This window comes from Oceanobacter sp. 4_MG-2023, from assembly GCF_030689165.1.
Lineage (GTDB): Bacteria > Pseudomonadota > Gammaproteobacteria > Pseudomonadales > Oceanobacteraceae > Oceanobacter.
Window position 1 is genome coordinate 148,807 of the sequence record NZ_JAUYVV010000003.1, and the last position, 24,421, is coordinate 173,227.

General features: G+C 52.4%; 25 protein-coding genes. 21 read left to right on the forward strand and 4 right to left on the reverse strand.

Annotated elements, in window-relative coordinates:
* The first annotated feature begins 1 nt into the window (after position 1).
* The 3 genes from yidC (at position 2) to Q8W24_RS16875 (ending at position 3,410) form a co-directional block, all read left to right on the forward strand.
* Positions 2-1,651, forward strand: a complete 1,650-nt coding sequence (gene yidC / locus Q8W24_RS03815) for a membrane protein insertase YidC (RefSeq protein WP_305474470.1) — start codon at positions 2-4, stop codon at positions 1,649-1,651.
* Between the two features lie 93 nt (positions 1,652-1,744).
* Complete coding sequence (mnmE, locus tag Q8W24_RS03820; RefSeq protein WP_303431234.1) at positions 1,745-3,139, forward strand: tRNA uridine-5-carboxymethylaminomethyl(34) synthesis GTPase MnmE; 1,395 nt, start codon at positions 1,745-1,747, stop codon at positions 3,137-3,139.
* Between the two features lie 100 nt (positions 3,140-3,239).
* On the forward strand, positions 3,240-3,410 hold the full coding sequence (locus Q8W24_RS16875) for an AAA family ATPase (protein WP_368501347.1): 171 nt from the start codon (positions 3,240-3,242) through the stop codon (positions 3,408-3,410).
* A gap of 292 nt (positions 3,411-3,702) precedes the next feature.
* Here the strand turns inward: Q8W24_RS16875 and Q8W24_RS03825 are convergent, their stop codons facing one another.
* Positions 3,703-4,251 carry a TetR/AcrR family transcriptional regulator gene (locus tag Q8W24_RS03825; protein WP_303431233.1) on the reverse strand — a complete coding sequence of 183 codons (549 nt, stop codon included), beginning with the start codon at positions 4,249-4,251 and terminating at the stop codon, positions 3,703-3,705.
* Between the two features lie 613 nt (positions 4,252-4,864).
* Between Q8W24_RS03825 and Q8W24_RS03830 the strand changes: the two genes are divergently transcribed.
* From Q8W24_RS03830 to Q8W24_RS03900, 15 genes are all read left to right on the forward strand, one after another.
* Positions 4,865-5,467 (forward strand): hypothetical protein, encoded by a 603-nt coding sequence (locus tag Q8W24_RS03830; RefSeq protein WP_303431232.1) that lies wholly within the window; start codon positions 4,865-4,867, stop codon positions 5,465-5,467.
* A gap of 507 nt (positions 5,468-5,974) precedes the next feature.
* The gene (gene mnmG / locus Q8W24_RS03835) at positions 5,975-7,876 is read left to right on the forward strand and encodes a tRNA uridine-5-carboxymethylaminomethyl(34) synthesis enzyme MnmG (protein WP_305474471.1); all 1,902 of its coding nucleotides are present in this window, start codon (positions 5,975-5,977) and stop codon (positions 7,874-7,876) included.
* A 129-nt stretch (positions 7,877-8,005) separates the two neighbouring features.
* A complete protein-coding gene (gene rsmG, locus Q8W24_RS03840) occupies positions 8,006-8,686 on the forward strand; it encodes a 16S rRNA (guanine(527)-N(7))-methyltransferase RsmG (protein ID WP_370693299.1) in 681 nt (226 codons plus the stop codon).
* A 21-nt stretch (positions 8,687-8,707) separates the two neighbouring features.
* Positions 8,708-9,478: a ParA family protein gene (locus Q8W24_RS03845; RefSeq protein WP_303431230.1), complete on the forward strand. Its 771-nt coding sequence runs from the start codon at positions 8,708-8,710 to the stop codon at positions 9,476-9,478.
* Positions 9,479-9,516: 38 nt separating this feature from the next.
* Positions 9,517-10,422: a ParB/RepB/Spo0J family partition protein gene (locus Q8W24_RS03850; RefSeq protein ID WP_305413604.1), complete on the forward strand. Its 906-nt coding sequence runs from the start codon at positions 9,517-9,519 to the stop codon at positions 10,420-10,422.
* Positions 10,423-10,690: 268 nt separating this feature from the next.
* Positions 10,691-11,059 (forward strand): F0F1 ATP synthase subunit I, encoded by a 369-nt coding sequence (locus Q8W24_RS03855; RefSeq protein ID WP_303431227.1) that lies wholly within the window; start codon positions 10,691-10,693, stop codon positions 11,057-11,059.
* Between the two features lie 21 nt (positions 11,060-11,080).
* A complete protein-coding gene (gene atpB, locus Q8W24_RS03860) occupies positions 11,081-11,944 on the forward strand; it encodes a F0F1 ATP synthase subunit A (RefSeq protein WP_303431226.1) in 864 nt (287 codons plus the stop codon).
* 68 nt (positions 11,945-12,012) lie between these two features.
* Positions 12,013-12,240, forward strand: coding sequence for a F0F1 ATP synthase subunit C (atpE, locus tag Q8W24_RS03865; protein WP_303431224.1), 228 nt, complete (start codon positions 12,013-12,015; stop codon positions 12,238-12,240).
* 67 nt (positions 12,241-12,307) lie between these two features.
* A complete protein-coding gene (locus Q8W24_RS03870) occupies positions 12,308-12,778 on the forward strand; it encodes a F0F1 ATP synthase subunit B (RefSeq protein WP_303431223.1) in 471 nt (156 codons plus the stop codon).
* A gap of 11 nt (positions 12,779-12,789) precedes the next feature.
* Entirely contained in the window at positions 12,790-13,326 is a 537-nt protein-coding gene (locus Q8W24_RS03875) for a F0F1 ATP synthase subunit delta (RefSeq protein WP_303431222.1), read from the forward strand.
* Positions 13,327-13,341: 15 nt separating this feature from the next.
* The gene (gene atpA / locus Q8W24_RS03880; protein WP_303431220.1) at positions 13,342-14,880 is read left to right on the forward strand and encodes a F0F1 ATP synthase subunit alpha; all 1,539 of its coding nucleotides are present in this window, start codon (positions 13,342-13,344) and stop codon (positions 14,878-14,880) included.
* 66 nt (positions 14,881-14,946) lie between these two features.
* Complete coding sequence (gene atpG, locus Q8W24_RS03885) at positions 14,947-15,807, forward strand: F0F1 ATP synthase subunit gamma (RefSeq protein ID WP_303431219.1); 861 nt, start codon at positions 14,947-14,949, stop codon at positions 15,805-15,807.
* 39 nt (positions 15,808-15,846) lie between these two features.
* Positions 15,847-17,241, forward strand: coding sequence for a F0F1 ATP synthase subunit beta (gene atpD / locus Q8W24_RS03890; RefSeq protein WP_303431218.1), 1,395 nt, complete (start codon positions 15,847-15,849; stop codon positions 17,239-17,241).
* A 58-nt stretch (positions 17,242-17,299) separates the two neighbouring features.
* Positions 17,300-17,728: a F0F1 ATP synthase subunit epsilon gene (locus tag Q8W24_RS03895; RefSeq protein ID WP_303431216.1), complete on the forward strand. Its 429-nt coding sequence runs from the start codon at positions 17,300-17,302 to the stop codon at positions 17,726-17,728.
* Positions 17,729-17,878: 150 nt separating this feature from the next.
* A complete protein-coding gene (locus Q8W24_RS03900) occupies positions 17,879-18,463 on the forward strand; it encodes an outer membrane beta-barrel protein (RefSeq protein ID WP_305413603.1) in 585 nt (194 codons plus the stop codon).
* Positions 18,464-18,571: 108 nt separating this feature from the next.
* On the opposite strand, the gene Q8W24_RS03905 is transcribed toward Q8W24_RS03900, so the two are convergent.
* A complete protein-coding gene (locus Q8W24_RS03905) occupies positions 18,572-19,480 on the reverse strand; it encodes a histone deacetylase (RefSeq protein WP_305474472.1) in 909 nt (302 codons plus the stop codon).
* A 271-nt stretch (positions 19,481-19,751) separates the two neighbouring features.
* On the opposite strand from Q8W24_RS03905, the gene Q8W24_RS03910 reads away from it, so the two are divergent.
* Entirely contained in the window at positions 19,752-20,003 is a 252-nt protein-coding gene (locus Q8W24_RS03910; protein WP_305413599.1) for a hypothetical protein, read from the forward strand.
* A gap of 99 nt (positions 20,004-20,102) precedes the next feature.
* Here the strand turns inward: Q8W24_RS03910 and Q8W24_RS03915 are convergent, their stop codons facing one another.
* Both Q8W24_RS03915 and argH read right to left on the reverse strand, forming a co-directional pair.
* Positions 20,103-20,936 carry a putative nucleotide-diphospho-sugar transferase gene (locus Q8W24_RS03915; RefSeq protein WP_305413598.1) on the reverse strand — a complete coding sequence of 278 codons (834 nt, stop codon included), beginning with the start codon at positions 20,934-20,936 and terminating at the stop codon, positions 20,103-20,105.
* A 30-nt stretch (positions 20,937-20,966) separates the two neighbouring features.
* The gene (gene argH, locus Q8W24_RS03920) at positions 20,967-22,364 is read right to left on the reverse strand and encodes an argininosuccinate lyase (protein ID WP_305413597.1); all 1,398 of its coding nucleotides are present in this window, start codon (positions 22,362-22,364) and stop codon (positions 20,967-20,969) included.
* 190 nt (positions 22,365-22,554) lie between these two features.
* Here argH and Q8W24_RS03925 point away from each other — a divergent pair, with 190 nt between their 5' ends.
* Both Q8W24_RS03925 and Q8W24_RS03930 read left to right on the forward strand, forming a co-directional pair.
* Positions 22,555-23,640, forward strand: coding sequence for a sensor histidine kinase (locus tag Q8W24_RS03925; protein WP_303431209.1), 1,086 nt, complete (start codon positions 22,555-22,557; stop codon positions 23,638-23,640).
* Positions 23,615-24,379, forward strand: a complete 765-nt coding sequence (locus tag Q8W24_RS03930; protein ID WP_305413595.1) for a LytTR family DNA-binding domain-containing protein — start codon at positions 23,615-23,617, stop codon at positions 24,377-24,379. The genes Q8W24_RS03925 and Q8W24_RS03930 overlap by 26 nt, the downstream gene beginning before the upstream one ends.
* Positions 24,380-24,421: the final 42 nt, after the last annotated feature.

Below are 24,421 nucleotides of genomic sequence, written 5' to 3' on the forward strand. Positions count from 1 at the left end.
CATGGATATCCGCCGTACGGTTATATACCTTGGCCTGGCCATTTCGAGCTATTTTATCTTCATTACCTGGAACGACGATTACGGGCAAAAAACCCGTATCGATGCGCCGATCCAGGCAGAAACACCAGCAATCCCGGATGTACCCAGCGTTGCTGATGTAACAGCCGATGCGGAACATCCGCAGCTGGAAGCACCTCAGATCAGCTCCACAGGGAGTGCCCCGACACCATCCGGTGAGCTGATCCGCATCAGGACCGATGTGTTGCAAGTAACCATCAACCCTCGCGGCGGTGAAGTGACGGAAGTGTTGCTACCGGAGTTTCCGGCGTCTATCGAAACCAAGGACATCCCGTTTGTATTGCTGGAAAACAACCAGCGCCGTACCTACGTGGCACAAAGCGGCCTGATTGGTCGTGATGGTATCGATACCAATGGTGGCGCGCTCTTCAGTGCAGAAAAGAATGACTACACGCTGACCGAAGGTGACGATGAACTGGTGGTTGTGCTGTCAACCGAGACAGACAAGGGTATAGTCGAAAAAGTATTTACCTTTCACCGGGGAAATTACCTGATCGACATGCAATACCGGATTCACAACAACTCATCCGAGCCATGGGAAGGGGTGTTTTACGCCCAGCTGAAACGGGATGCCTCTCCGGATCCTTCTGCTGGTAGCGGTATGGGCATGCAGGCCTATCTGGGTGCTGCCTTGACGACGAAAGAGAATCGCTACGAAAAAATCACCTTCGATGACCTTGAAGACGAAGTATACAAAAACCCGCAAGAAGGCGGCTGGGCTGCGATGTTGCAGCATTATTTCCTCTCTGCCTGGGTACCGTCACAAGATGCGACCCACACCTACAATGGTCGCTTCGTCAAGGGTAACTACATCTTCGGTTTTTATGATCAGGCCATGGTGGTCGCACCGGGTACTGTCGGTGAAACCGGTGCCAGTCTCTATGTTGGACCCAAGGATCAGGACTCGCTGGAACAGATTGCACCGCACCTGGAACTGACCGTCGATTACGGCTGGTTGTGGTGGATTGCCCAACCGTTGTTCTTCTTGCTGACCTTTTTCCACAGTATTGTTGGCAACTGGGGTGTGGCCATCATCCTGCTGACCCTGTGTGTGAAAATCCTGTTTTTCTACCCGTCTGCAGTGAGCTATCGCTCCATGGCCAACATGCGCAAGGTTGGCCCGAAAATGCAGCAGATCAAGGAACAGTACGGCGACAACCGTGAAAAACTGGGCCAGGAAATGATGGCGCTGTACAAAAAAGAGAAGATCAATCCGCTTGGTGGCTGCTTGCCAATGCTGATCCAGATGCCGGTATTTATCTCTCTGTACTGGGTACTGATGGAATCGGTTGAGCTGCGTCAGGCACCGTTTGCACTCTGGATTACCGACATGTCGGTGATGGACCCTTACTTCATTCTGCCGCTGTTGATGGGTGCTTCGATGTTTGTACAGATGCGTCTTAACCCGACCCCTCCAGATCCAATGCAGGCGCGGGTGATGCAGTTTATGCCAGTGATGATGACCGTATTCTTCCTCTGGTTCCCGGCTGGTCTGGTACTGTACTGGGTGGTAAACAACCTGCTGTCGATTGCTCAGCAGTACGTGATCACCAAGCAGATAGAAAACAGCTGAAGCTGGTTTTCAGCGATCACGGGAGCCATTGGCTCCCGTTTTTGTATCTGCAAGACGACCTGCAACGATCCCCTTTCTCTCTGTGAGGCTGTCATGAGTAACACCATTCATCAGGACACTATTGCCGCCATTGCCACTGCTCCCGGCCGTGGAGGCGTTGGCATTGTGCGAGTTTCCGGCGCGGCAGCGCAAACCATTGCAGAGCGGGTGATTGGTTATCAGCCCCGGCCCCGGCATGCCCATTATGGTGCGCTGAAAGCTGCCTCCGGAGACGTTCTGGATGAAGGGATTACCCTCTTTTTCCCCGGCCCCCACTCGTTTACTGGCGAAGATGTGGTGGAATTCCAAGGTCATGGCGGCCCGGTGGTGCTGGATTTGTTGCTGAATGAACTGGTGTCACAGGGCTGTCGTCTGGCCCGTCCGGGGGAGTTTTCCGAACGGGCTTTTCTGAACGACAAGCTGGACCTGGCCCAGGCAGAAGCCATTGCCGACCTGATTGATTCCGCCTCCGAACAAGCGGCCCGTTGTGCCCTGCGTTCATTGCAAGGAGAGTTTTCCCGCCGCATACAACAGTTGCTCGATCAGCTGATCGAACTGCGTATCTACGTGGAAGCGGCGATGGACTTTCCAGAAGAAGAAATCGACTTTCTCTCCGACGGCAAGGTCGCCGCCAAACTGGTCACGGTTATGGCCGCGCTGGAACAGGTACTGGCCGAAGCGACCCGAGGCTCCATTCTGCGCGAAGGCATGACCGTCGTGATTGCCGGACGTCCCAATGCTGGCAAGTCCTCTCTGCTTAACGCCCTGGCGGGTCATGAGCGAGCGATCGTGACCGACATTGCCGGTACCACCCGCGACGTTCTGAAGGAACATATCCAGATTGATGGTATGCCTCTGCACGTAGTGGATACCGCAGGGCTGCGGGATGCCCCTGACGAAGTGGAACGTATCGGCATCCAGCGGGCCTGGGACGAAATTCGCCAGGCCGACCGTATCCTGCTGATGATGGACGCCACAAGCGACCAGCACAGCCCGGAACAACTGCTGCACGCACTCTATGACGAACAGGGTCTGGCCACCGAAACCGACGCCCTGATTCGCAGCGGTCGACTGACCGTGATTCGCAACAAGATCGACCTTGCCAACGAAACTGCAGGTCTGGACAACCAGGGCCCCTTTCCGGTGTTACGGATTTCAGCCCGTCAGCAATTGGGTATCGACGCTTTGCGCCAGCATCTGAAACAGGTGATGGGGTTTGATGCCGGTGGCGAAGGCGGGTTCTTGGCTCGACGCCGCCATCTGGATGCCCTTGAACGCGCCCGTATCGCACTGCAACAGGGGCAACAACAGCTATCCGGGCTTGCAGCAGGGGAACTCCTCGCCGAAGACCTGCGCGATGCTCAGAAAGCGCTGGGGGAGATTACCGGTGAATTCAGTGCCGATGACTTGCTGGGCAAGATTTTTGGATCTTTTTGTATCGGCAAGTGATGGTGCGAGTCTTGTTCTGGTCAAAAACAGGAGCCAACGTCATTGACTCCGGTAATATAATACGTACAGAGATTAATCGGGATAAGCAGGGTAACTCCAGATACTCCATTCACAGCACAGCGAAGGCATCAAAAAAATAGCCATCCTGGATACTCTGTTAGGCAATCGTTTTTCCGTCGTTTTTGTTGATGAACCCGAGTCAGCGCTACATCCAACAGCCATTGTGCAACTGATCGATATTTTGGCGTTACTGGCCGCGAAGGGCATGTAAATATTTATGGCGACTCATTCTTACTATCGTTGTCAAAAAACTGTTGTTGATTGCGAAACAGCAACAGTTGCCGATACCGTGCTTTCTTTCTGATAACAAGGGCGCCTGGCAGCAGAGTTGTTTACTGGCGGATGGATTGCCTGATACAGAGATCATCAATGAATCAGTGCGTTTATTTGTATGAAGATTTTTTGGAATATTTTTGAGAAGCTGGATAGTTCATTGTTGGGCATATTATGCGAATTCCAGAGCTTTAAAAGTAAGCAGTTGCTTACTTTTAAAGCCTTGTCTATCAAAGGCTGGTCAATGTCCCGAGCCATTCGCGGACGGACTCCAGATGAGGGGTGTCTGGCCGGACACGATCGGCAACCATTGCACCTTGCAAGGAAGATACAACGACCCGTGCCAGCGCTTCGCGAGAGACCGGCAAGAAGCGGGCGGAGCTGAGGCAGTCAAGTACCCACTCGTACAAGGCATCATAAAAAGCCTGGATTGCCGTCAGACTGTCTTCGGTCAGTTCGTTCATACCGGCGCTGTAAGCCTGGGCAAGGCACTGGCCATTGCTGCTGAAGTGATCCATGTACAAGTCGCACAGATGTTGCAGTCGCTGCCGCGGGCTACTGATGCCGTCGGTACGCTGTTGCAGTTCCGTAAAAAAAGCCTGTTGGTAGTCGGTAGCCAATTCCAGTAACAGTGCGTCCCGGCTTTTGAAGTGATAATGCACGGAGCTGGATTTGATCCCTGCTACCTTGCCCATTTCTCGAAAACTGGCTGCAGCCAGGTTGTTTTTGCAGATCTGATCAGTCGCAATGGATTTGAGATGATCTCTGGTATCGCTCACGGCACGTTCTCCCTGTATGTCTCTTGGATAAATTCTATCGGGTGTTAGGAATCAATAGAATGGCCTGGATCAGAAATATGCCGGTTTTTTGAGCAATGGTGCCTAAAAAACGGTATTGATGGCCTCTTTTGTGCCCTGGGCAACCCTCTGAGCCGGTTGTGTTCCCGAGCTTGCCGGTAGCCTGGCAACGGTTAGATGCTGCAGTCATGGCGGTTGCTTATATGACCCCTTCAGATATAGGGGGGTGGATGTCCGGCATTCTTGGGAAGACCAGTGATTAGCCGGTGATAAAGGACATATTTAGCAAAAGTTCACATTTTTGGCATTAAATGTGACGCAAAACACTATCTTTGTTGACATTTTTATGAATATTTGATGAAAAGGCTAGCTGCAGGACAGTTTTCCTGATGGAAGTTGCTGTTCCTTGTGATAACTAACCGCTTATCTACCAGGGATCGCCATGCGCGTTTTCACGATAACAACAATAATAACGACTGCATTGAGTTGCTCCGGATGTGTTTCTGGAAGTAATAATCAGGCCTATGAATCTTCTTATAATCGTGCCATCGCGCTGAATGGTTTTTGGGACGGTCAGTTTGATCAAAGCGGCGCTGTGCGGCTCTTGATATACGAAGGCAATATCTACGGTTTTGATGACAGCCGTGGTTTTACCGGTACAGCTGAGTACGACACATCCGAGCGCAGTGTCTCCATGAGTCTGGAATCCCGCTGGATCACCGGTAACGATGAAGCGCAGGGCGAGATGATGTCCAGTGGTACAGCCAGTAATGTTGGTGTGGATGCCTTGCTGATTGATGAGAGCGATGGCACCGGCCTGATTGTGGGCACTTATGCAACCGGCCTGAATGCGGGTGCCATAACACTGAAAGCCGACGGCAGCTGGAAGAACTCTTCTTCTTTGTGGAATACCCTGGGTGTTTGGCAAGCGGGTACGACCAGCCTCTATATAACCGAGGTGGATGGCAGGGCCAAGTTTGTTGGTCAGGGTGCAGACAGCTGCAGCTTTGATGGCGAACTCTTTTTGCTGAATACCGACTATCCCCTGCTGAAAGCACATATTTACAGCCGTTCTGGCTGCAATTTCTTTACCGTATCAACCCCGGTAGATGGCTACGCAGCCATTACCTCTGAGGGAATGCTGGAATTCTATTTCACTTCTGACAGTGAATTGCTGCGTCTGGAATACAGCCGCTAGGTCCCGTTTTTCCCTTGGTCGTTATTTCTTGTTGTTGGCGGTTGTTGTGATCGCCACTCCTTTCTTTCTGGCTGATTAATGTCAGCCTGCCTTGTGTTGTATCTCATTGACCGTGGGCGGCGAGCGGCTGCCTGTTTGGTTGACACCCTGTGGGTAGTATCAGTTTGAGAGTTTGAGGTTCTCAGCTTGTGGATAATCCTGTTAGAAAATGTGGTAAAGCCATGGTGTAAGGGGTGGTTATCCCTGGATAACTGTTATCCGGTTTTTGCCTTATTTTAGCTTTTTAGCGTTTATAAGATTCTTATAAACAGCCTAGTATATTGATTTTAAAAGATAAATTTATGTTTTGAGGTGGCTGTGGATAACATTGTAAACAGCCCGATTCGGGGTGTTTAAGGTTGTGGATAGTTGTTCTGGTTATATATTGTACAGACTCTATCTGGGGGCTGAGGGAGTTGCTATAATCCGCGCCCGTTTTTGTAATTCCTGTGATTTGGTGAGGTGGCTGTGGAATACCCCGTTCGATATGACGTGATTGTGGTAGGTGGTGGTCATGCTGGTACAGAGGCTGCGTTGGCGTCGGCCCGTACCGGTAGCAAGACCCTGCTGCTGACCCATAGCACGGACACCGTCGGAGTGATGTCCTGCAATCCAGCCATTGGCGGTATTGGCAAAAGTCATCTGGTGAAAGAAATTGATGCACTGGATGGCGCCATGGCACGGGCAACCGATCGCGGCGGTATTCAATTTCGCACCCTGAACGGCCGCAAAGGGCCAGCGGTACGGGCTACCCGTGCCCAGGCTGATCGGGCTCTGTATCGTTCAGCTGTTCGCCATATTGTTGAAAACCAGCCCAATCTGGATATTTTCCAGGCTTCTTGTGATGATTTGATGCTGGATGGTGATGGGGTTGGCAGCACCGTTTGCGGCGTGGTGACACACACCAATATGAAGATTTATGCCACGTCCGTGGTGTTGACGACAGGTACCTTCCTCGGTGGCCTGATTCATATCGGTATGGAAAACCACAGCGGTGGCCGTGCGGGTGATCCGCCTTCTACTGCTTTGTCTCGACGGTTGCGGGAAATGCCTTTTGCTGTCGGGCGGCTAAAAACCGGCACCCCGGCGCGTATTGACCGCCGCAGTGTGGATTTTTCCGTGATGCAGGAACAACCGGGGGATACGCCGTTGCCGGTGATGTCCTTTATGGGGTCGCTGTCTGAGCATCCGGAGCAGGTCAGTTGTTACATTACCCATACCAACGAACGGACCCACGATATTATTCGTGCCAACCTTGATCGATCACCCATGTACGCCGGTGTGATTGAAGGGATAGGCCCGCGTTATTGCCCATCGATTGAAGACAAGATCACCCGCTTTGCAGACAAAAGCAGCCATCAGGTCTTTGTTGAGCCAGAAGGGTTAAACAGCAATGAGCTGTACCCGAACGGTATTTCCACCAGTTTGCCGTTTGATGTTCAGCTGGATCTGATTCATTCCATCCCTGGTTTTGAGCAGGCCCATGTGACGCGCCCGGGTTATGCCATCGAATACGATTATTTTGATCCGCAGCAACTGAAACACAGCCTTGAGACCCGCTGTATCAACAATCTGTTTTTTGCCGGTCAGATCAATGGCACCACAGGTTACGAAGAAGCCGGTGCCCAGGGCTTGCTGGCAGGCTTGAATGCCGCGCTGCGGGCGTTGGAAAAAGACGTCTGGGTACCACGTCGTGATCAGTCCTATATGGGCGTGCTGGTGGATGATCTGATCACCATGGGCACCAAAGAGCCGTACCGGATGTTCACCAGCCGGGCGGAGTATCGCCTGATACTGCGAGAAGACAACGCAGATCTGCGCCTGACAGAAATTGGTCGTGACCTTGGTATTGTTGGTGATCAGCGCTGGGCGGCCTTTTGCGAAAAACGAGAGCAGATTGAGCGCGAAGCACAGCGTTTGAAAACCACCTGGATACAGCCCGGCTCCACCGAAGCGGCAACCTTGGCCGGACTGGGTGAAACAGCGATTACGCATGAATACAATCTGCACGAATTGCTCAAGCGCCCTGCCCTGACCTATTCGATGATTGCCCGACTCAAGGGCGAGCCATCCAGTGAAGATCCGCGCGTGGCCGAGCAAGTGGAAATCCAGGCCAAGTACGACGGCTATATAGCCCGTCAGCTGGAAGATATCGAGCAACTGCGGCGTTATGAAAATACGCTGCTGCCAGATGACCTCAATTACGATGCCATCGGTGGCTTGTCCAATGAAGTGAAACAGAAACTGTTTGAACTCAAGCCGGAAACCCTGGGTGCTGCTTCACGGCTTTCCGGGGTGACACCAGCGGCGATCAGCCAGATCATGATTCACCTGAAAAAACGCAATATGGCGCACCGCATGGAGGCCTGACACTGGCCTTTAATAACAACAAGTACCGGAGTCTTGCCGTGCATTCGGTCTTTTGACGTCGCTGGCTCCGATTCGCGGATGACTTTGTGCTAGTATCCGCGCCCCTGGCAGGATTCAAGGCATTTATATATGAGTATGGCAACTTCTCTCCCAACTGGACTGCGCCCCCGCTTGGTGCGTGGTGCTGCCCAGATGAATGTCGAACTGAGTGATCAGCACAGCGATCTGTTGATGAGCTATCTGGAACTGCTGCACAAATGGAACAAGGCGTATAACCTCACCGCCATTCGTGAGCCGTCGGCCATGGTTGACCTGCACTTGCTCGACAGTCTTGCTGTGCAGCCACATCTTGGCGATGCAACACATATTCTGGATGTGGGTACCGGCCCTGGACTGCCAGGCATGGTGCTGGCGATACTGAATCCGCAACGGCACTTTACCTTGCTCGATAGCAACGGCAAAAAGACGCGCTTTATGTTCCAGGCTCGTACCAGTCTAGGGCTGGAAAATGTCACTATCGTGAATGACCGGGTTGAGGCATATCATCCCGAGGTGCCATTCGATATGATTGCCAGTCGAGCATTTGCCTCGCTGTCTGATATGGTGATCTGGTGCCGTCATTTACTGGCACCGCAAGGTTGCTATCTGGCCATGAAAGGCCAGTACCCCCAGGAAGAGCTTGAAGCTCTGCCTGCCGATGTGACGTTGGCATCTGCTGCCATTATTGAAGTGCCAGGTGTCGAAGGTCAGCGTCATCTGCTGCGATTGGTCGCTGCGCCGGGCGACGACCATGTACCGACTGATCAATAATATCCCTGTAGAGCGAAGACAATGATTCTGGCGATTACCAATCAGAAAGGTGGCGTAGGCAAGACGACGACGGCAGTGAACCTGGCTGCCTCACTGGCGGCAACCAAACGCCGGGTGTTACTGATTGATCTTGACCCCCAGGGTAATGCCACCACCGGTAGCGGTATTGACAAATACGCACTGGAAACCTCGTTGTACGAAGTGCTGGTGCAACGCTGCACGGTAGAAGAAGCCATCGTGCCCGCCGGTGAGGCTGGCTATGACCTGATTCCTTCCAATGGCGACCTGACCGCAGCGGAAGTTGAGTTGATCAATGTTATCGGTCGGGAGCAGCGGCTGCGCAAGGCATTGGCCAGTGTGCAGGCAAATTACGATTATATCCTGATCGATTGCCCGCCCTCACTCAGCATGTTGACCGTTAACGCAATGGTTGCGTCGGATGCGGTACTGATCCCGATGCAGTGTGAATACTATGCCCTTGAAGGGCTGAGTGCGCTGATGGAGACCGTCGACTCGATCAAGGATGCCTACAATCCACAACTGTATATCGAAGGCTTGCTGCGTACCATGTACGACCCACGCAACAGCCTGACCGAAGATGTCTCCTCACAACTGATCAGCCACTTCGGTGACCGGGTTTACGATACCGTCATCCCCCGTAATGTACGTCTGGCGGAAGCACCCAGCTACGGCATTCCGGCATTGTTGTACGACCGTAATTCCCGTGGTGCCATGGCCTACCTGGCCCTGGCCGGAGAAATGAATCGCCGTCACCGGGTGGTAACGGCCTGAATAGAGATGTTCAAAACGGACATGATCGGAATCAAGGTATGATAAAACGTAAACGTGGCCTGGGGCGTGGCCTTGATGCGCTGTTGGCGGCGTCGCATGCCGGTCAGGATGACGATACCCCTGAGTCGGTAACAGCCGGCCCGGTGCGGGACACAGCCGATAAAGACCTCAGTTATTTGCCGCTGGATGTGATTCAGCCAGGCCAGTATCAGCCGCGTCGGGATATTCAGCCAGAGGCCCTGGAAGAACTGGCCGACTCGATTCGGGCACAAGGACTGATGCAGCCAATCATGGTACGTTTGTTAACGGGCTCGGAAGATCGTTATGAAATCATCGCCGGAGAACGTCGCTGGCGTGCCAGCCGTATGGCCGGGCTGGCGCAAATTCCGGCGCTGGTGCGGAATGTGCCGGATGACGCAGCCATTGCCATGGCGCTGATCGAAAACATTCAGCGGGAAGACCTCAACCCGATGGAAGAAGCCATTGCACTACACCGGTTGCAGCAGGAATTTGAACTGACACAGCAGGAAGTTGCCCAGGCCGTTGGAAAAAACCGTACCACCGTGGCCAATTTGCTGCGGCTGATGAACCTGAACGCCGATGTAAAAATCCTGTTGGAAAACGGCGACCTGGAAATGGGCCACGCCAGAGCCTTGCTGGGACTGAGTGATCAGGCGCAGAGCCAGGCAGCAGACCAGGTGGTCGCCAAAGGTCTGACGGTACGACAAACCGAAGCGTTGGTGCGTGCCCATGAGCAAAAACAATCAGCCAGTGCCGCAGTTCCTGCACCTGCAGATCCCGATGTCGAGCGCTTGGAGCGGCTGCTGGGAGAGCGCCTCGGTGCCAGTGTGTCCATTCGCCATAATGCCAAAGGGAAAGGAAAACTGGTGATCAACTACACCAGCCTGGATGAGCTGGATGGCATTTTGAGCCATATGCAGTAAGCCTGTCACATCTGAAGGAAATGATTTCTGCTGCGAAAGGACAATAACAACGCGATCAAATGACCAGACAAAGCCGTGCAAGCAAGGGGTTTTGCTTGACATATGGCCCGAATTGATACGTATCAATAGTGCATAGACCATCCAAAGCACTACGACCAATTTATTACAGATAGATCCGGTAATTGGTTGAAGGCCGGATACCTTGCCCATATAATCACCGCGCTTTCGCACTGGCCAAAGCAGAAATTCAACGACTAGTGAGATCAGGTTGTCTACTGTACCGCGTCCACCTGTGCATCGGATCGTCATCTTACAACTGATCCTGACGCTGATTTCTGCCTTGATTGCCTGGTTACATAGTGATGTAGCCGCCGTGTCGGCGTTATTGGGCGGGTTAGCCTGTGCCCTGCCTAACGCTTACTTTGTCTGGCGCGCATTCCGCTATACCGGGGCCAGATCGGCCAGCAGGATTGTACAATCGCTCTACCAGGGAGAATCCTGGAAGTTTTTGCTGACAGCGCTGTGTTTTATCGTCATCTTCCAGCGGGTTGAGCATCTGAATGCATTGGCACTGTTTGCAGGATTCATGACAGTGCAGTTGGGGCACCTCGCTTCAGCACATGTCGCCAATTTATAAACTATGGACTGAGAGTGAACGATGGCTGGAAACTCCCAAGAGTATATTGCTCATCATTTGACCAATCTGACATTTGGCAAACTGCCCGAAGGGTATGTGCGTCACGACAAGAATGGTTCTGAAACTGTACTGACCCACGATACCTGGACCATGGCGCACACCGGCCAGGAAGCTCAGGATATGGGTTTCATGGCGATCCATGTGGATTCCCTCGGCTGGTCTCTGGCTATGGGTATCCTGTTCGCATGGGTGTTCCGGAAAGTGGCGAAAAACGCTACATCGGATGTACCTGGCAAGCTCCAGAACTCTGTCGAGGCAGTGGTTGAGTTTGTTGATGGCACCGTTAAGGAAACATTTCATGGGAAAAACCCATTGATTGCGCCGTTGGCATTGACGATTTTTGTCTGGGTCTTCCTGATGAACTCCCTCAAATGGCTGCCAGTTGATCTGGTGCCCGGCATTGCTCATGCCATGGGGCTGGAATTCTTCAAGATCGTACCGACCGCAGACCCGAATGGAACGCTGGGGCTGTCGCTGGGTGTATTCCTGCTGATTATTTACTACAGCATCAAGGTCAAGGGCATTGGTGGCTTCACCAGAGAACTGACCCTGAAACCTTTTAACCACCCGATTGCGATCCCGTTCAACCTGTTCCTGGAAGTACTGGGCTTACTGACCAAACCACTGTCTTTGGCATTGCGACTGTTCGGTAACATGTACGCTGGTGAGGTTGTGTTTATTCTGATCGCCTTGTTACCGTTCTATATGCAGTGGGTATTGAACGTGCCATGGGCAATCTTCCATATCCTGGTGATTCCGCTACAGGCATTTATCTTCATGGTTCTGACGATTGTTTACCTGAGTCAGGCACACGAAGATCACTAGTGCGAATCGACCGACAATTTTAAATTTAACCCTTAACAAACTACGTAACTAAACTTTAGGAGTCTTTAATGGAACTCGTATACATTGCTGCTTCAATCATGATTGGTATGGGTGCCCTCGGCACTGGTATCGGTTTCGCCCTGCTGGGTGGTAAATTGATCGAAGGTACTGCCCGTCAGCCTGAGCTGGGCCCTCAGTTACAGACCAAAACCTTCCTGATGGCTGGTTTGCTGGACGCTGTTCCAATGATTGGTGTTGGTATCGCGATGTACCTGATCTTCGTTGTAGCAGGTTAATCATCCAAGCGATCCCTGATCGTCTTGAAAGAAACCTGTCCAACGAATTCGTAAGAGGTAAATCGTCGTGAACATGAATCTGACCATGCTCGGTCAATTGATTGCCTTCGCGATTTTCGTCTGGTTCTGCATGAAATTTGTCTGGCCGCCTTTGACCAGTGCAATGCAGGAACGTGTAAAGAAAATTGCCGATGGTCTGGACGCAGCAAACCGTGCAGAACGTGACCTGGAACTGGCGCAGGAAAAAGCCATTTCCGAGCTGCGTGAAAGCAAAGAAAAAGCGGCTGAAATCATCGAACAGGCTAACAAACGTGCCAACCAAATCATCGACGAAGCGAAAGAAACCGCTCGCGCTGAGGGTGACCGTCTGGTAGCCGCTGCTCAAGCAGAAGTTGAGCAAGAGGTTAACCGTGCCAAAGAAGTTCTGCGCAAACAGGTATCTGAGCTGGCTGTTGCCGGCGCTACCAAGATCCTGAGCAAGTCAGTCGATGCGTCAGCTCATGCTGATCTGCTTAATCAACTGACTGAAGAACTCTAAGCGAGGTTGCCATGGCTGAATTAACCACTCTCGCTCGGCCATACGCCAAGGCCGTGTTTGCTGAAGCAAAAGAGAAGAAAACCCTGGACGCATGGTCAGAAGATCTGGCCCTGCTGTCTTTATATGCATCCGACGCCGAGATGGCGAAAGTGCTGGTACATCCTTCTCTGACTGCGGCACAGCAAGCACAAGCCTTGATTGACGTATGTGGCGAAAAGCTTAATGACGCAGCCAAAAACCTGGTAAACGTTCTGGCAGAAAACAAGCGCCTGACGCTGTTGACTGAAATTACAGCTCTTTATGAAGAGCTGAAGGCCCAGCTGCAAAACGCAGTAGATGTCGTAGTGACCTCTGCGTACGCACTGACCGAAGCACAGTCGAACAAGCTCGCTCAGGCACTTAAAGCCAAACTGCAACGTGATGTCCGCATGACCAGCGAAGTTGATGAGACCCTCATCGGCGGCGCTATTATTCGTGCAGGCGACCTGGTTATTGACGGCTCACTCACAGGCAAGCTGTCAAAGTTGGCCGAAGCGATGAAATCCTAGTTTGAGGGACGATGCATGCAGCAACTGAATCCATCCGAGATCAGTGAAGTCATCAAAAAGCGCATCGAAAGTCTCGATGTGACTTCACAAGCCCAGAACGAGGGCACCGTTGTATCCGTATCCGACGGTATCGTTCGTATCCATGGTCTTGCCGACGTAATGTACGGTGAGATGATTGAATTTGAAGGCGGTGTATACGGCCTGGCCATGAACCTGGAACGCGACTCTGTAGGCGCGGTTATTCTGGGCGAATACAAATCGCTGGCTGAAGGCCAGAAAGCGAAATGTACCGGCCGTATCCTGGAAGTTCCAACCGGCGAAGCCATGCTGGGTCGCGTTGTGAACACACTGGGACACCCAATTGACGGAAAAGGTCCTATTGAGACCAGCACATCGGCACCTGTTGAACGTGTTGCGCCTGGCGTAATTGCTCGTCAGGGTGTTGATCAGCCGCTGCCAACAGGCTACAAGGCGGTTGACTCCATGGTGCCGGTTGGCCGTGGCCAGCGTGAGCTGATCATTGGTGACCGTCAGACTGGTAAGTCAGCGATGGCGATCGATGCCATCATCAACCAGAAAGGCAGCGGCGTTAAATGTGTTTACGTTGCAATTGGCCAGAAGCAATCTTCCATTGCGAACGTCGTTCGTAAACTGGAAGAGCACGGCGCGATGGAACATACCATCATCGTTGCTGCTGGTGCTGCCGATCCTGCAGCAATGCAGTTCCTGGCGCCCTATTCCGGCTGTGCGATGGGAGAATACTTCCTCGATCGTGGTGAAGACGCCCTGATTGTATACGATGACCTGACCAAACAAGCCTGGGCTTACCGTCAGATCTCATTGTTGCTGAAGCGTCCTCCGGGTCGTGAAGCATATCCTGGTGACGTTTTCTATTTGCACTCCCGTTTGCTGGAACGTGCTTGTCGCGTTAACCCTGATTACGTGAAAAGCGTAAGCGGTGTTGAAGGCAAAACCGGTTCTCTGACGGCTCTGCCAATCATTGAAACCCAGGGCGGTGACGTCTCGGCATTCGTACCAACCAACGTGATTTCGATCACCGATGGTCAGATCTTCCTGGAAACCAACCTGTTCAACTCTGGCGTACGTCCAGCGATGAACGCCGGTATTTCGGTTTCTCGTGTTGGTGGTGCAGCGCAGACCAAAATCATCAAGAAACTGGGCGGTGGTATTCGTCTGGCTTTGGCTCAGTATCGTGAATTGGCGGCATTCGCCCAGTTCGCATCTGACCTGGATGAAGCGACTCGCAAACAGCTGGAACATGGTAAAGCCGTTACCGAGCTGATGAAGCAAGGTCAGTATGCACCGATGTCCACTGCAGAAATGGGATTGTCGATTTACGCTGCTACCGAAGGCTTCCTGGAAGACGTTGAAGTATCCAAGATCAAGTCTTTTGAAGCTGCTCTGCTGAGCTACGCCAACAGCGAATTTGCTGAACTGATGGCGAAGATCAACGTGAAGGGCGACTTCAATAACGAAATCGCGGCCAGTCTGAAAGAGTGTATTGAAACTTTCAAGAACTCCCAGACTTGGTAAGTCCGGCGCTGGCGACCAGTAATGGTTGCCAGCAGGATTCAACCTTCAACGTGAGGCAGCTTGGTTATGGCAGTCGGTAAAGAAATTAAAGAGCAGATTACGAGTGTAAAAAGCACGCAGAAAATTACTTCAGCCATGGAAAAAGTGGCTGTTAGTAAAATGCGTCGCGCTCAGCTGCGTATGGAAAAAAGCCGCCCTTACGCGGAAAAAATCCGTAACGTAATTGGCCATCTGGCCAACGCGACTTCTGAATACCGCCATCGTTATCTGCAAGATCGTGATGTCAAACGGGTTGGTTATATCGTTGTGTCTTCCGACCGTGGCCTGTGTGGTGGTTTGAACAATAATCTGTTCAAGCTGCTTGCTCGGGAAACAAAAAACTGGAGAGGAGAAGGAGTGGATGTTGATTTCTGCTCTATCGGTGCCAAGGCATCGCTGTTTTTCTCCAGTTTTGGTGGCAATGTTGTGGCTGCAAAATCCCATTTGGGTGACGCGCCGGAACTGGCCAGCCTGATCGGCTCGGTAAAAGTGATGCTGGACGCATTTGACGAAGGCAAGATTGATCGTCTGTTTATCGTCCACAATCGTTTTGTAAACACCATGACCCAACAACCTGTTGCGGAACAAATATTGCCGCTGAAGGCAGATGAAGAATTCGCTCGGGATCACTCATGGGATTATATCTACGAACCTGCTGCCGAGGAAATCATCGACAGCTTGCTGGTTCGTTTCATCGAATCCCAAGTGTATCAGAGTGTGGTTGAGAACAACGCCTGTGAACAGGCCGCGCGTATGTTGGCAATGAAGAACGCCACCGATAACGCCGGCGACATGATTAACGAGCTGAATTTGTTGTACAACAAGGCTCGTCAGGCAGCGATCACCCAGGAAATTTCGGAAATCGTTAGCGGCGCCGCGGCTGTATAAGCCGGGGAACGAAGGTTTTAAGGTTAAGAGGAACCGAATATGAGCGGACGTATCGTACAGATTATCGGTGCCGTTATCGACGTGGAATTCCCACGCGACAGCGTACCCAAAGTCTACGACGCCCTGACCGTTGATGGTACTGAAACTACTCTGGAAGTTCAGCAACAGCTGGGTGATGGCGTAGTGCGTACTATTGCGATGGGCTCCACAGAAGGTCTCAAGCGTGGCCTTCAGGTAACAAACTCTGGCGCTCCAATCTCTGTACCCGTTGGTATTGAGACATTGGGACGCATCATGGACGTCCTTGGCCGTCCTATTGATGAATGCGGCGAGATCGGTGAGAAAGAACGTTATTCGATTCACCGTGCTGCACCTGGCTTCGACGAACAAGCCAACTCCACTGACCTGCTGGAAACCGGCATCAAGGTAATTGACCTTGTTTGTCCGTTCGCCAAGGGTGGTAAAGTTGGACTGTTCGGTGGTGCCGGTGTTGGTAAAACCGTAAACATGATGGAACTGATCAACAACATTGCAAAGGCTCACTCCGGTTTGTCTGTATTCGCAGGTGTTGGTGAGCGGACTCGTGAAGGTAACGATTTCTACTACGAAATGGCGGAATCCGGGGTTGTAAACCTGGATGACAAAGCGGCTTCCAAAGTAGCAATGGTTTATGGCCAGATGAACGAACCCCCAGGCAACCGTCTGCGTGTGGCTCTGACAGGTCTGACCATGGCAGAGAAATTCCGTGACGAAGGTAAAGACGTACTGTTGTTTGTTGACAACATCTATCGTTATACCCTGGCGGGAACCGAAGTATCTGCACTGCTGGGCCGTATGCCTTCCGCAGTAGGTTACCAGCCGACTCTGGCTGAAGAAATGGGTGTTCTGCAGGAGCGTATTACCTCCACCAAGAACGGTTCCATTACTTCTATCCAGGCGGTATACGTACCTGCGGATGACTTGACTGACCCATCGCCAGCAACCACCTTTGCCCACTTGGACTCCACCGTGGTACTGAGCCGTGATATCGCATCCAAGGGTATTTACCCTGCGATCGATCCACTGGACTCTACTTCCCGTCAGCTGGATCCACTGGTTATCGGTAACGAACACTACGACATCGCTCGTGGTGTTCAGGGTGTACTGCAGCGCTACAAAGAGCTGAAGGACATCATTGCGATTCTGGGTATGGACGAACTGTCCGACGAAGACAAGCAGCTGGTTGCTCGTGCACGTAAAATCGAACGCTTCCTGTCCCAGCCATTCCATGTGGCAGAAGTGTTTACTGGTGCGCCAGGCAAGTATGTATCACTGAAAGAAACCATCCGTGGTTTCCAGGGTATCCTGAATGGTGATTACGACGACCTGCCAGAGCAAGCCTTCTACATGGTTGGTACGATCGACGAAGCTGTCGAAAAAGCCAAAAACATGTAATTCGGGCTGGTAAGGCCGGAATCATCCGGCTTTACCTCCTCAACCTGAGGAATACCTTATGGCGATCACTGTACATTGCGATATTGTCAGTGCCGAAGAGAATCTCTTCTCCGGTCTGGTCGAGCGCGTTATTGCTGCGGGCCTGATGGGTGAGCTTGGTATTGAACCAGGCCACGCGCCCTTGCTGACCCCGTTGAAACCAGGTCCGGTTCGTATCGTCAGACAAGGCGGTAGCGAAGAGGTTGTTTACGTCTCTGGTGGTTATCTGGAAGTTCAACCAAACCGGGTGACTGTGTTGGCTGATACGGCAGTTCGTGCGCACGATATTGACGAAGCCGCCGCTCTGGAAGCCAAGAAACACGCTGAACAAGCACTGGCAAATCAAGGTTCCGACTTTGATTATTCCCGCGCTCTGTCCCAGCTTGCTGAAGCCGCAGCCCAGCTGCGCACCATTCAGCAAATCCGTGAAAAACTGGGCAAGCGCTAAGCTTCGCCTGTTTTTGACGGCAGCCCTCGAATCTTCGGGGGCTTTTTATTTTCTGCCGACAGGATGTCAGATGGCCGTTAATATTTTTCTGTCTCCTGTTCGTGCGATTTTATACGATATCGTGTTCCCAAAGCTCAGGAGAGCGTCCTTATGTCCAAAGTATTTTCCAGGGCCTTGTTGCCCTTGATGGTCGCTGCCTCATCCTCTGTGATGGCTGGCCAGTTTTATGCCGGTGTGGGAATAGCCGGTTTTATCGGCAGTGGAGAAGAGGAATACACATCAGGTCGTTACTCTGTTACCTATGATTATGAGTATTCGCAACAATCGATCGGGTTGGGTTATCAGTTTGATAACGACAACCGCCTGGAAGTCTCTTTGGCGACCATTGATGTAGAATATGACAACGATTTTTATGATGATGAATCATACTCTGGCCTTGATGTGGATTATTCGTTTGTTTGGCGTTACGAAGCCGTCAGACCCTATCTGCTGATTGGCTTTGGGTTGTACACCTACGATGATTCAGGAGAGTACTATGCCGATGGTGAGGACTTGTCCGGCGTTGCATTCAATTTTGGCGCAGGCGTAATCTGGCAGTTCCATGAACATCTGGATGTTGACCTGGGTTACGGCTTCAAGTCGATTGGCTGGCAGGATGCGGAGGATGGCCACCACATCTACGAAACCCAATCTACCCAGGGCGGTTTCGATCTTGCGGCGCATATACTGTTCTGATTGACGACAGAAGATGATGTGCAACAGGCGCCATGGCGCCTGTTTTTGTATCTGTTAATCTGTTATGCGTTCAATCAATATCACACCTGTACACACCTGCCGGTTTGCTTATTGTTCAGCAAACAGTATGGAAGCGGTTTTCACCACACTGGCATGGCGTTCTGCCAGGCGCTGGTGATCCTTGTCATAGCCACCTCCAATGACCGTCACAACCGGTATGCCGCGCTGTTGGCAGTATGCCAGCACCCAGCGGTCCCGTTGCTGAATACCCTCCAGGGTTATATTCAGGTGGCCGAGCCCATCTCCTTCCCAGACATCAACTCCGGCATCGTAAATCACCAGCTCTGGCTGATGTTCATGAATCAGGCGTTCGAAGGTATCCCTGACAACTGTAAGATAGGCAGCATCATCGAGGTATTGCCCAAGGCCAATATCAAGATCACTGCGGTGTTTACGGAAAGGAAAATTCTTCTCGCAGTGAATCGAGCAAGTAAATGCCCGTGGCTCATGCTCCAGCAGAGCCGCAGTGCCATCCCCCTGATGCACATCCAGATCAAAAATCAGCAAACGCTGGACTTCTCGCCGTTGCAGCAGAGCCAGGGCGGTATAGGCGAGATCGTTGACCAGGCAAAAACCAGAGCCAAAATCATAATGAGCATGGTGGGTGCCGCCAGCGAGATGGGTGGCCATGCCATGCTGGAGTGCCAGCCGGGCGGCCAGCAAGGTGCCATTGGGTGCGGTCAGGGTCCGGTCTATCAAACCCTGGCTCCAGGGTAAGCCCAGGCGCCGCCAGGCTTTCATCTCAATGGCATCGTCAACCAGAGCCTGCAGGTAAACCGGACTGTGGGTAATGGCGAGGTCCGCGATGGAAGCCGCGGCAGGCCGATAGAGATTATCGTGGATATAACCCTGCTGTAACAGATGGTCGTGCAGGCGCACAAACTTGGACATGACAAAACGATGGTTGTCCGGGAACGGGCAAGAATAGTTGGTGTGATAAACAATAGGCAATTTCATGATGAACCGGCAGAGAGTCTGTAGGGTAGCTGAACCAACGGTGGGACTATGCCGCCGTACTGCATCAGAAACTAGCATATTGTCCGGCAATGCGTGACCTTTAAACAGAGCTACGACCAAGGGCGAGTGGCAATTTGATAGCTTGTATGGTCCATTAGAAGCCTGTCAGGATTTGCTCCTGAACGTGCAACGCAGCGCCAGAGCAGGCTTTTGTCAGTCTGCCAGCATACTGTTTAGTCAGCGATGCAACGTCTATTTTTCCGAGGTTGATGTGAAAAAAGATAATAAAAACAAGAAAACAGCCACAGAGAATCAAGCGATCTCCAGCTTTGAGAAATTCTTTTACCGCTATATCGCCTGGTTTCCGATTCTGGTGTTACCGGCCCTGGTATGGGAGATGTTCAGCGTCAACGACTATGCCCCGGCAGGGTTGATCGGCGTTATGCATGCCGTGCTGGTGTTCCGTCTGGTCACGATTGCCGGGCAGGAAGGCTGGTTCAAAAAGCGGCAGCAACAAGTCTGAGATGCGCCGGTGCCTACCCGGGTACCGGTAGAAAACATGACTTACGCTGGGACTGGGACTACACAAAGGTGCCGCGATGCTGCTTGGTCACCGTCGATGCTATTTTTTTGAAAAATAATCGGACAAGACAAAGTACTTTATCTTGTTGATCAAAGAGTAGTCTGATGGATTGCCGAGAAAAAATTCCTGTGGGACTTTTTCGAGATTGTGAGTACCTTTGGCCCGAAAGGTTTTAATCAGGTTGCGCATGGTTCTGTAACCCAGCAGGCTCAGCAAGGACGGACAGGCCTCGCCATCTTTATCAATAAAGTGATGCAGGCTGGGGCTATGAATAATTTTCGGAAATCCTCGCGCCCGGTTAGTGATACGTAACCAGTGCAAGTGCATGACATTGTATTCGGTAGGTAATATATGTACATGGAGGTTAGAGAGCCAAATCAGCTCCCGAAAAAGTGGCTGGTCAGCATTGCTGCCAGTCTCTTGCATTAACCGCTTCCAGGTATTGAGAAAGGCCGTTGTTTCTTCCGTTTTTCGTACTCCGACAACGCCACTATTCAAGGCTGGAAACGATTCAGGAAATGGTAGTTTATGTATTCTCTGGCCATGGTGACTGGTTCGCGCCTGATCGTGTACCGCCGCGATATCAAAACGGTCAAGGATAAAGAACACATCAGATATATCGTCGATTACAAAAGTATCGGCATCGATATAAACCGTTTTTTCAAAGCGGGAATCCTGCAACGCGTCAATTTTGGCGCGAAACCAGGAGTCTTCATACACATGAACCTGATCGAAAACATCGTCATCGCATGGTTGATCTGTGAACAAGTCGATCGGGTAATCGGGGCATTGTGCCTTGAGACTGCGAGCCGAGCGAATGGCTAGCTGTGTGTAGCCAATATCGCCCGTTGCTGCATAGACAAATCCATTCATTAATATATCGCTTCCCTGCTAACAGTACGCCTAAGGTCTGGATGCTAACATATTCTGCGCCCGCACCGCAGCTGCCCGTACCTGATCTGGTGCAGTACCGCCAATATGATCGCGAGCGGCAACAGAGCCTTCCAGGGTCAGTACATCAAAGACATCGGCAGTAATTTCATCGGAAAACTGCTGCAGTTCTTCCAGCGTCATGTCACTGAGGTCCTTGTCTTGCTCCAGGCCATAAGCCACCGCTTTACCAACAATTTCGTGGGCGTCACGGAAGGGAATACCCTTGCGTACCACGTAATCGGCGAGATCGGTGGCGGTCGAGAAACCCCGCTTGGCAGCATCCCGCATATCATCCCGACGTGCTTGCAGGTGAGGAGCCATATCTGCAAAGGCTCGCAGGCTGTCGCGCAAGGTATCGACAGTATCGAACAGGGGTTCCTTGTCTTCCTGATTGTCCTTGTTGTAGGCCAGTGGCTGGGACTTCATCAGTGTCAGCAGGCTGACCAGATGACCATAGACCCGGCCGGTTTTGCCCCGTACCAGTTCAGGAACGTCGGGGTTCTTTTTCTGCGGCATGATGGATGAGCCGGTGCAAAAGCGGTCTGGCAAATCAATAAAGCGGAATTGCGCCGATGCCCACAGCACCAGCTCTTCCGAGAAGCGTGACATATGCATCATGATCAGCGCTGCGGCACTGGTGAATTCGATGGCGAAGTCGCGATCGGAGACAGAATCCAGACTGTTTTCAGTGGGAGCGTCAAAGCCGAGCAATTCGGCAGTATAGAAGCGGTCAATCGGGTAAGTCGTACCGGCCAGCGCCGCAGCACCCAAAGGCAACTGGTTAACCCGCTTGCGGCAATCCTGCAGGCGGGCGTAGTCCCGTTCCAGCATCGCATTCCAGGCCAGCAGGTGATGACCAAAGGTGACTGGCTGTGCGGTTTGCAGGTGGGTGAAGCCCGGCATGATGGTGTCGGCTTCCCGCTTGGCCAGTTCAATCAGGCCTTGTTGCAGGCGGGTCAGTTCGGCACTGATCAGATCGATTTCATCACGCAAGTACAGGCGGATATCGGTGGCAACCTGATCGTTACGGGAGCGGCCGGTGTGCAGTTTTTTGCCGGTGATACCGATCTTGGCAGTCAGTGCGGCCTCGATGTTCATGTGCACGTCTTCCAGTGCGATCGACCAGTCGAAATCACCGCGCTCAATCTCGATACGTACTTCTTCCAGGCCACGAATGATATCGTCGCGCTCGTCGTTACTCAGCACTCCGACGTGGGCCAGCATGCGGGCGTGGGCAACCGAGCCCTGGATGTCGTGGCGGTACATGCGCTGGTCAAAGTCCACTGACGCAGTGTAACGGGCAACAAATGCATCGGTTGGCTCAGAAAAACGGCCGCCCCACGAGGCATTGGTGGATTGATCAGTCATGTACTCCCCCTCAATAAACGCAAATGTTGTGGCTCTATTGGCGTTGGCCAGCCACAACAGAAAATTTCCAGCCGCAGAGTATACCTGTGGCGTGGCAACGGTTTAACCGGAATGTGGAGCAGATACTTGTTGTCGTCCGAGACTAAAGCGAGACTAGTACTGTTTTTACCTTACGGTCAGAGGATCAGCTATGTCAGATACCGTATCCGCTGTCAGCCATCAGCATGATCGCAGTTTACTGGATGCGTTTTTCCTGCCCGATTTGTGTAACACCCGGGCAATCCTGTTTTTGCTGGCGGTCAGTGAAGGCCTGGTAGCGATTCTGACCTTGATGGAATCGTCGCTGGCGGCGTTTTCCTGGGAACGTTTTGGCCTGGTCTCGCTGTTTGTGCAGTGGGTGGCCTTGCTGTCGGTGGCGGTGTTGTGTCAGCTGCGATTTGTGCTGGTGCAGGTGAACGTCATGCTGGTTTCGGTGCTGGCGCTGTTATTGGTGCAGCTGGTGACACTGGGCGTGGGGTTGATGGCGGACTGGTTGTGGCCAACCAGTGTGAGAAGCATCGACTGGCTCTGGCTGGCCCGGAATGCGCTGGTCAGTGCCCTGGTGACTGCATTGGCATTACGCTACTTTTATGTGCAGAGCCAGTGGCGGATTCAGGCGCAGGCAGAGCTCAAGGCGCGGCTGTCAGCGTTACAGGCCAATATTCGGCCGCATTTCTTTTTTAATACACTGAATACCGTCGCTGCGCTGATTGTGATTGATCCGGAAAAAGCCGAAAACATGCTGCTGGATCTGGCGCAATTGTTCCGGGTGGTTCTGAAAGCCGACGACACGCCATCGACGTTGGAGCAGGAAATAGAATTTGGCCAGCGTTATCTGGATATCGAACATACTCGGCTGGGGGCACGGCTGACGATCGAGTGGCAACTCCCCGACCCTTTGCCGGAGATTATTATGCCAACCCTGATTCTCCAGCCATTGCTTGAAAATGCGGTTTACCACGGCATTCAGCCCCTGGTTGGTGGCGGCTGGATTCGTATTTCGCTGACCCCGGTGACGGGAGGCTGGGAGCTGATGGTCGCGAATGCCCGGGTTCCCGGCAGCAGCAAGCCGGGTAATGGCATTGCCCAACGTAATATCCGTGCCCGACTGGACACCCTGTTTGGTGATTCTGCCCGGCTACAGACACTGGAGCTGGCGGATGAGTACCAGGCGCGGATCATGATTCCACTGTATTCTGGAGAGCGTACCCATGAGTTATCGCCTGGCGCTGGTTGATGATGAGCCGCTGGCTCGTGGCCGGTTGGCACGCCTGTTAAAAGAGCACCTGGATTTTGAACTGGTGGTCGAACTGGAGAGCGGGGATGCCACCTTGCAATGGCTGGAGCACCACCGTGCCGATGTATTGCTGCTGGATATCCAGATGCCTGGCCGCAGCGGGCTGGAAACCGCCCAGGCATTGCAGCAATATGACACGCCTCCGCTGGTGGTTTTTTGTACGGCATTTGATGAACATGCTCTGGATGCCTTCGGTGTCAGCGCCATCGATTACTTGCTCAAGCCGGTACGTCCGGCGGATTTGCAGCGGGCATTGGAGCGGGTCAGGGAGCGGCTGGAGGCCCGGGAACTGGCAAGCCGGGATCTGTCAGAAGAAAAACCGGAGCACGACGAAGGTACCGCTAAAATACGCACGCACCTGACTGCCCGCACTCATATGGGCTTGCAACGTATCCCGCTGGAAGACATATGCTACTTTCTGGCTGATCAGAAATACGTCAATGCCATTCAGGAACAAGGCGAAACATTGATCGATGACAGCCTGCGTCAGCTCGAAGAAGAATTTGGCGACCGCTTTGTCCGGGTCCACCGCAGTGCGTTGGTGGCGCGGGATCGTATCGTGCGACTGGAAGCGCAGGAAGGTCGAGGCCATGTGGTATACCTGAACGGTATCAAAGACGGTGTTGCGGTTAGTCGCCGCCATTTACCGGATGTGCGCAAGGTAATGAAGTCATTTTAGCCCTGAACACGGTATTTCCTGCTGCTTAGCTGATCCGGGTAA

What these genes read in the sequence shown, in the direction of transcription:
- mnmE (WP_303431234.1), top strand. Translation starts at nt 1,745, where the DNA reads ATGAGTAACACCATTCATCAGGACACTATTGCCGCCATTGCCACTGCT.
- Q8W24_RS03925 (WP_303431209.1), top strand. Translation starts at nt 22,555, where the DNA reads ATGTCAGATACCGTATCCGCTGTCAGCCATCAGCATGATCGCAGTTTA.
- argH (WP_305413597.1), bottom strand. Translation starts at nt 22,364, where the DNA reads ATGACTGATCAATCCACCAATGCCTCGTGGGGCGGCCGTTTTTCTGAG.
- atpE (WP_303431224.1), top strand. Translation starts at nt 12,013, where the DNA reads ATGGAACTCGTATACATTGCTGCTTCAATCATGATTGGTATGGGTGCC.
- Q8W24_RS03895 (WP_303431216.1), top strand. Translation starts at nt 17,300, where the DNA reads ATGGCGATCACTGTACATTGCGATATTGTCAGTGCCGAAGAGAATCTC.
- rsmG (WP_370693299.1), top strand. Translation starts at nt 8,006, where the DNA reads ATGAGTATGGCAACTTCTCTCCCAACTGGACTGCGCCCCCGCTTGGTG.
- atpA (WP_303431220.1), top strand. Translation starts at nt 13,342, where the DNA reads ATGCAGCAACTGAATCCATCCGAGATCAGTGAAGTCATCAAAAAGCGC.
- Q8W24_RS03915 (WP_305413598.1), bottom strand. Translation starts at nt 20,936, where the DNA reads ATGAATGGATTTGTCTATGCAGCAACGGGCGATATTGGCTACACACAG.
- atpB (WP_303431226.1), top strand. Translation starts at nt 11,081, where the DNA reads ATGGCTGGAAACTCCCAAGAGTATATTGCTCATCATTTGACCAATCTG.
- Q8W24_RS03905 (WP_305474472.1), bottom strand. Translation starts at nt 19,480, where the DNA reads ATGAAATTGCCTATTGTTTATCACACCAACTATTCTTGCCCGTTCCCG.
- atpD (WP_303431218.1), top strand. Translation starts at nt 15,847, where the DNA reads ATGAGCGGACGTATCGTACAGATTATCGGTGCCGTTATCGACGTGGAA.
- Q8W24_RS03845 (WP_303431230.1), top strand. Translation starts at nt 8,708, where the DNA reads ATGATTCTGGCGATTACCAATCAGAAAGGTGGCGTAGGCAAGACGACG.
- Q8W24_RS03930 (WP_305413595.1), top strand. Translation starts at nt 23,615, where the DNA reads ATGAGTTATCGCCTGGCGCTGGTTGATGATGAGCCGCTGGCTCGTGGC.
- Q8W24_RS03875 (WP_303431222.1), top strand. Translation starts at nt 12,790, where the DNA reads ATGGCTGAATTAACCACTCTCGCTCGGCCATACGCCAAGGCCGTGTTT.
- yidC (WP_305474470.1), top strand. Translation starts at nt 2, where the DNA reads ATGGATATCCGCCGTACGGTTATATACCTTGGCCTGGCCATTTCGAGC.
- Q8W24_RS03850 (WP_305413604.1), top strand. Translation starts at nt 9,517, where the DNA reads ATGATAAAACGTAAACGTGGCCTGGGGCGTGGCCTTGATGCGCTGTTG.
- atpG (WP_303431219.1), top strand. Translation starts at nt 14,947, where the DNA reads ATGGCAGTCGGTAAAGAAATTAAAGAGCAGATTACGAGTGTAAAAAGC.
- Q8W24_RS03900 (WP_305413603.1), top strand. Translation starts at nt 17,879, where the DNA reads ATGTCCAAAGTATTTTCCAGGGCCTTGTTGCCCTTGATGGTCGCTGCC.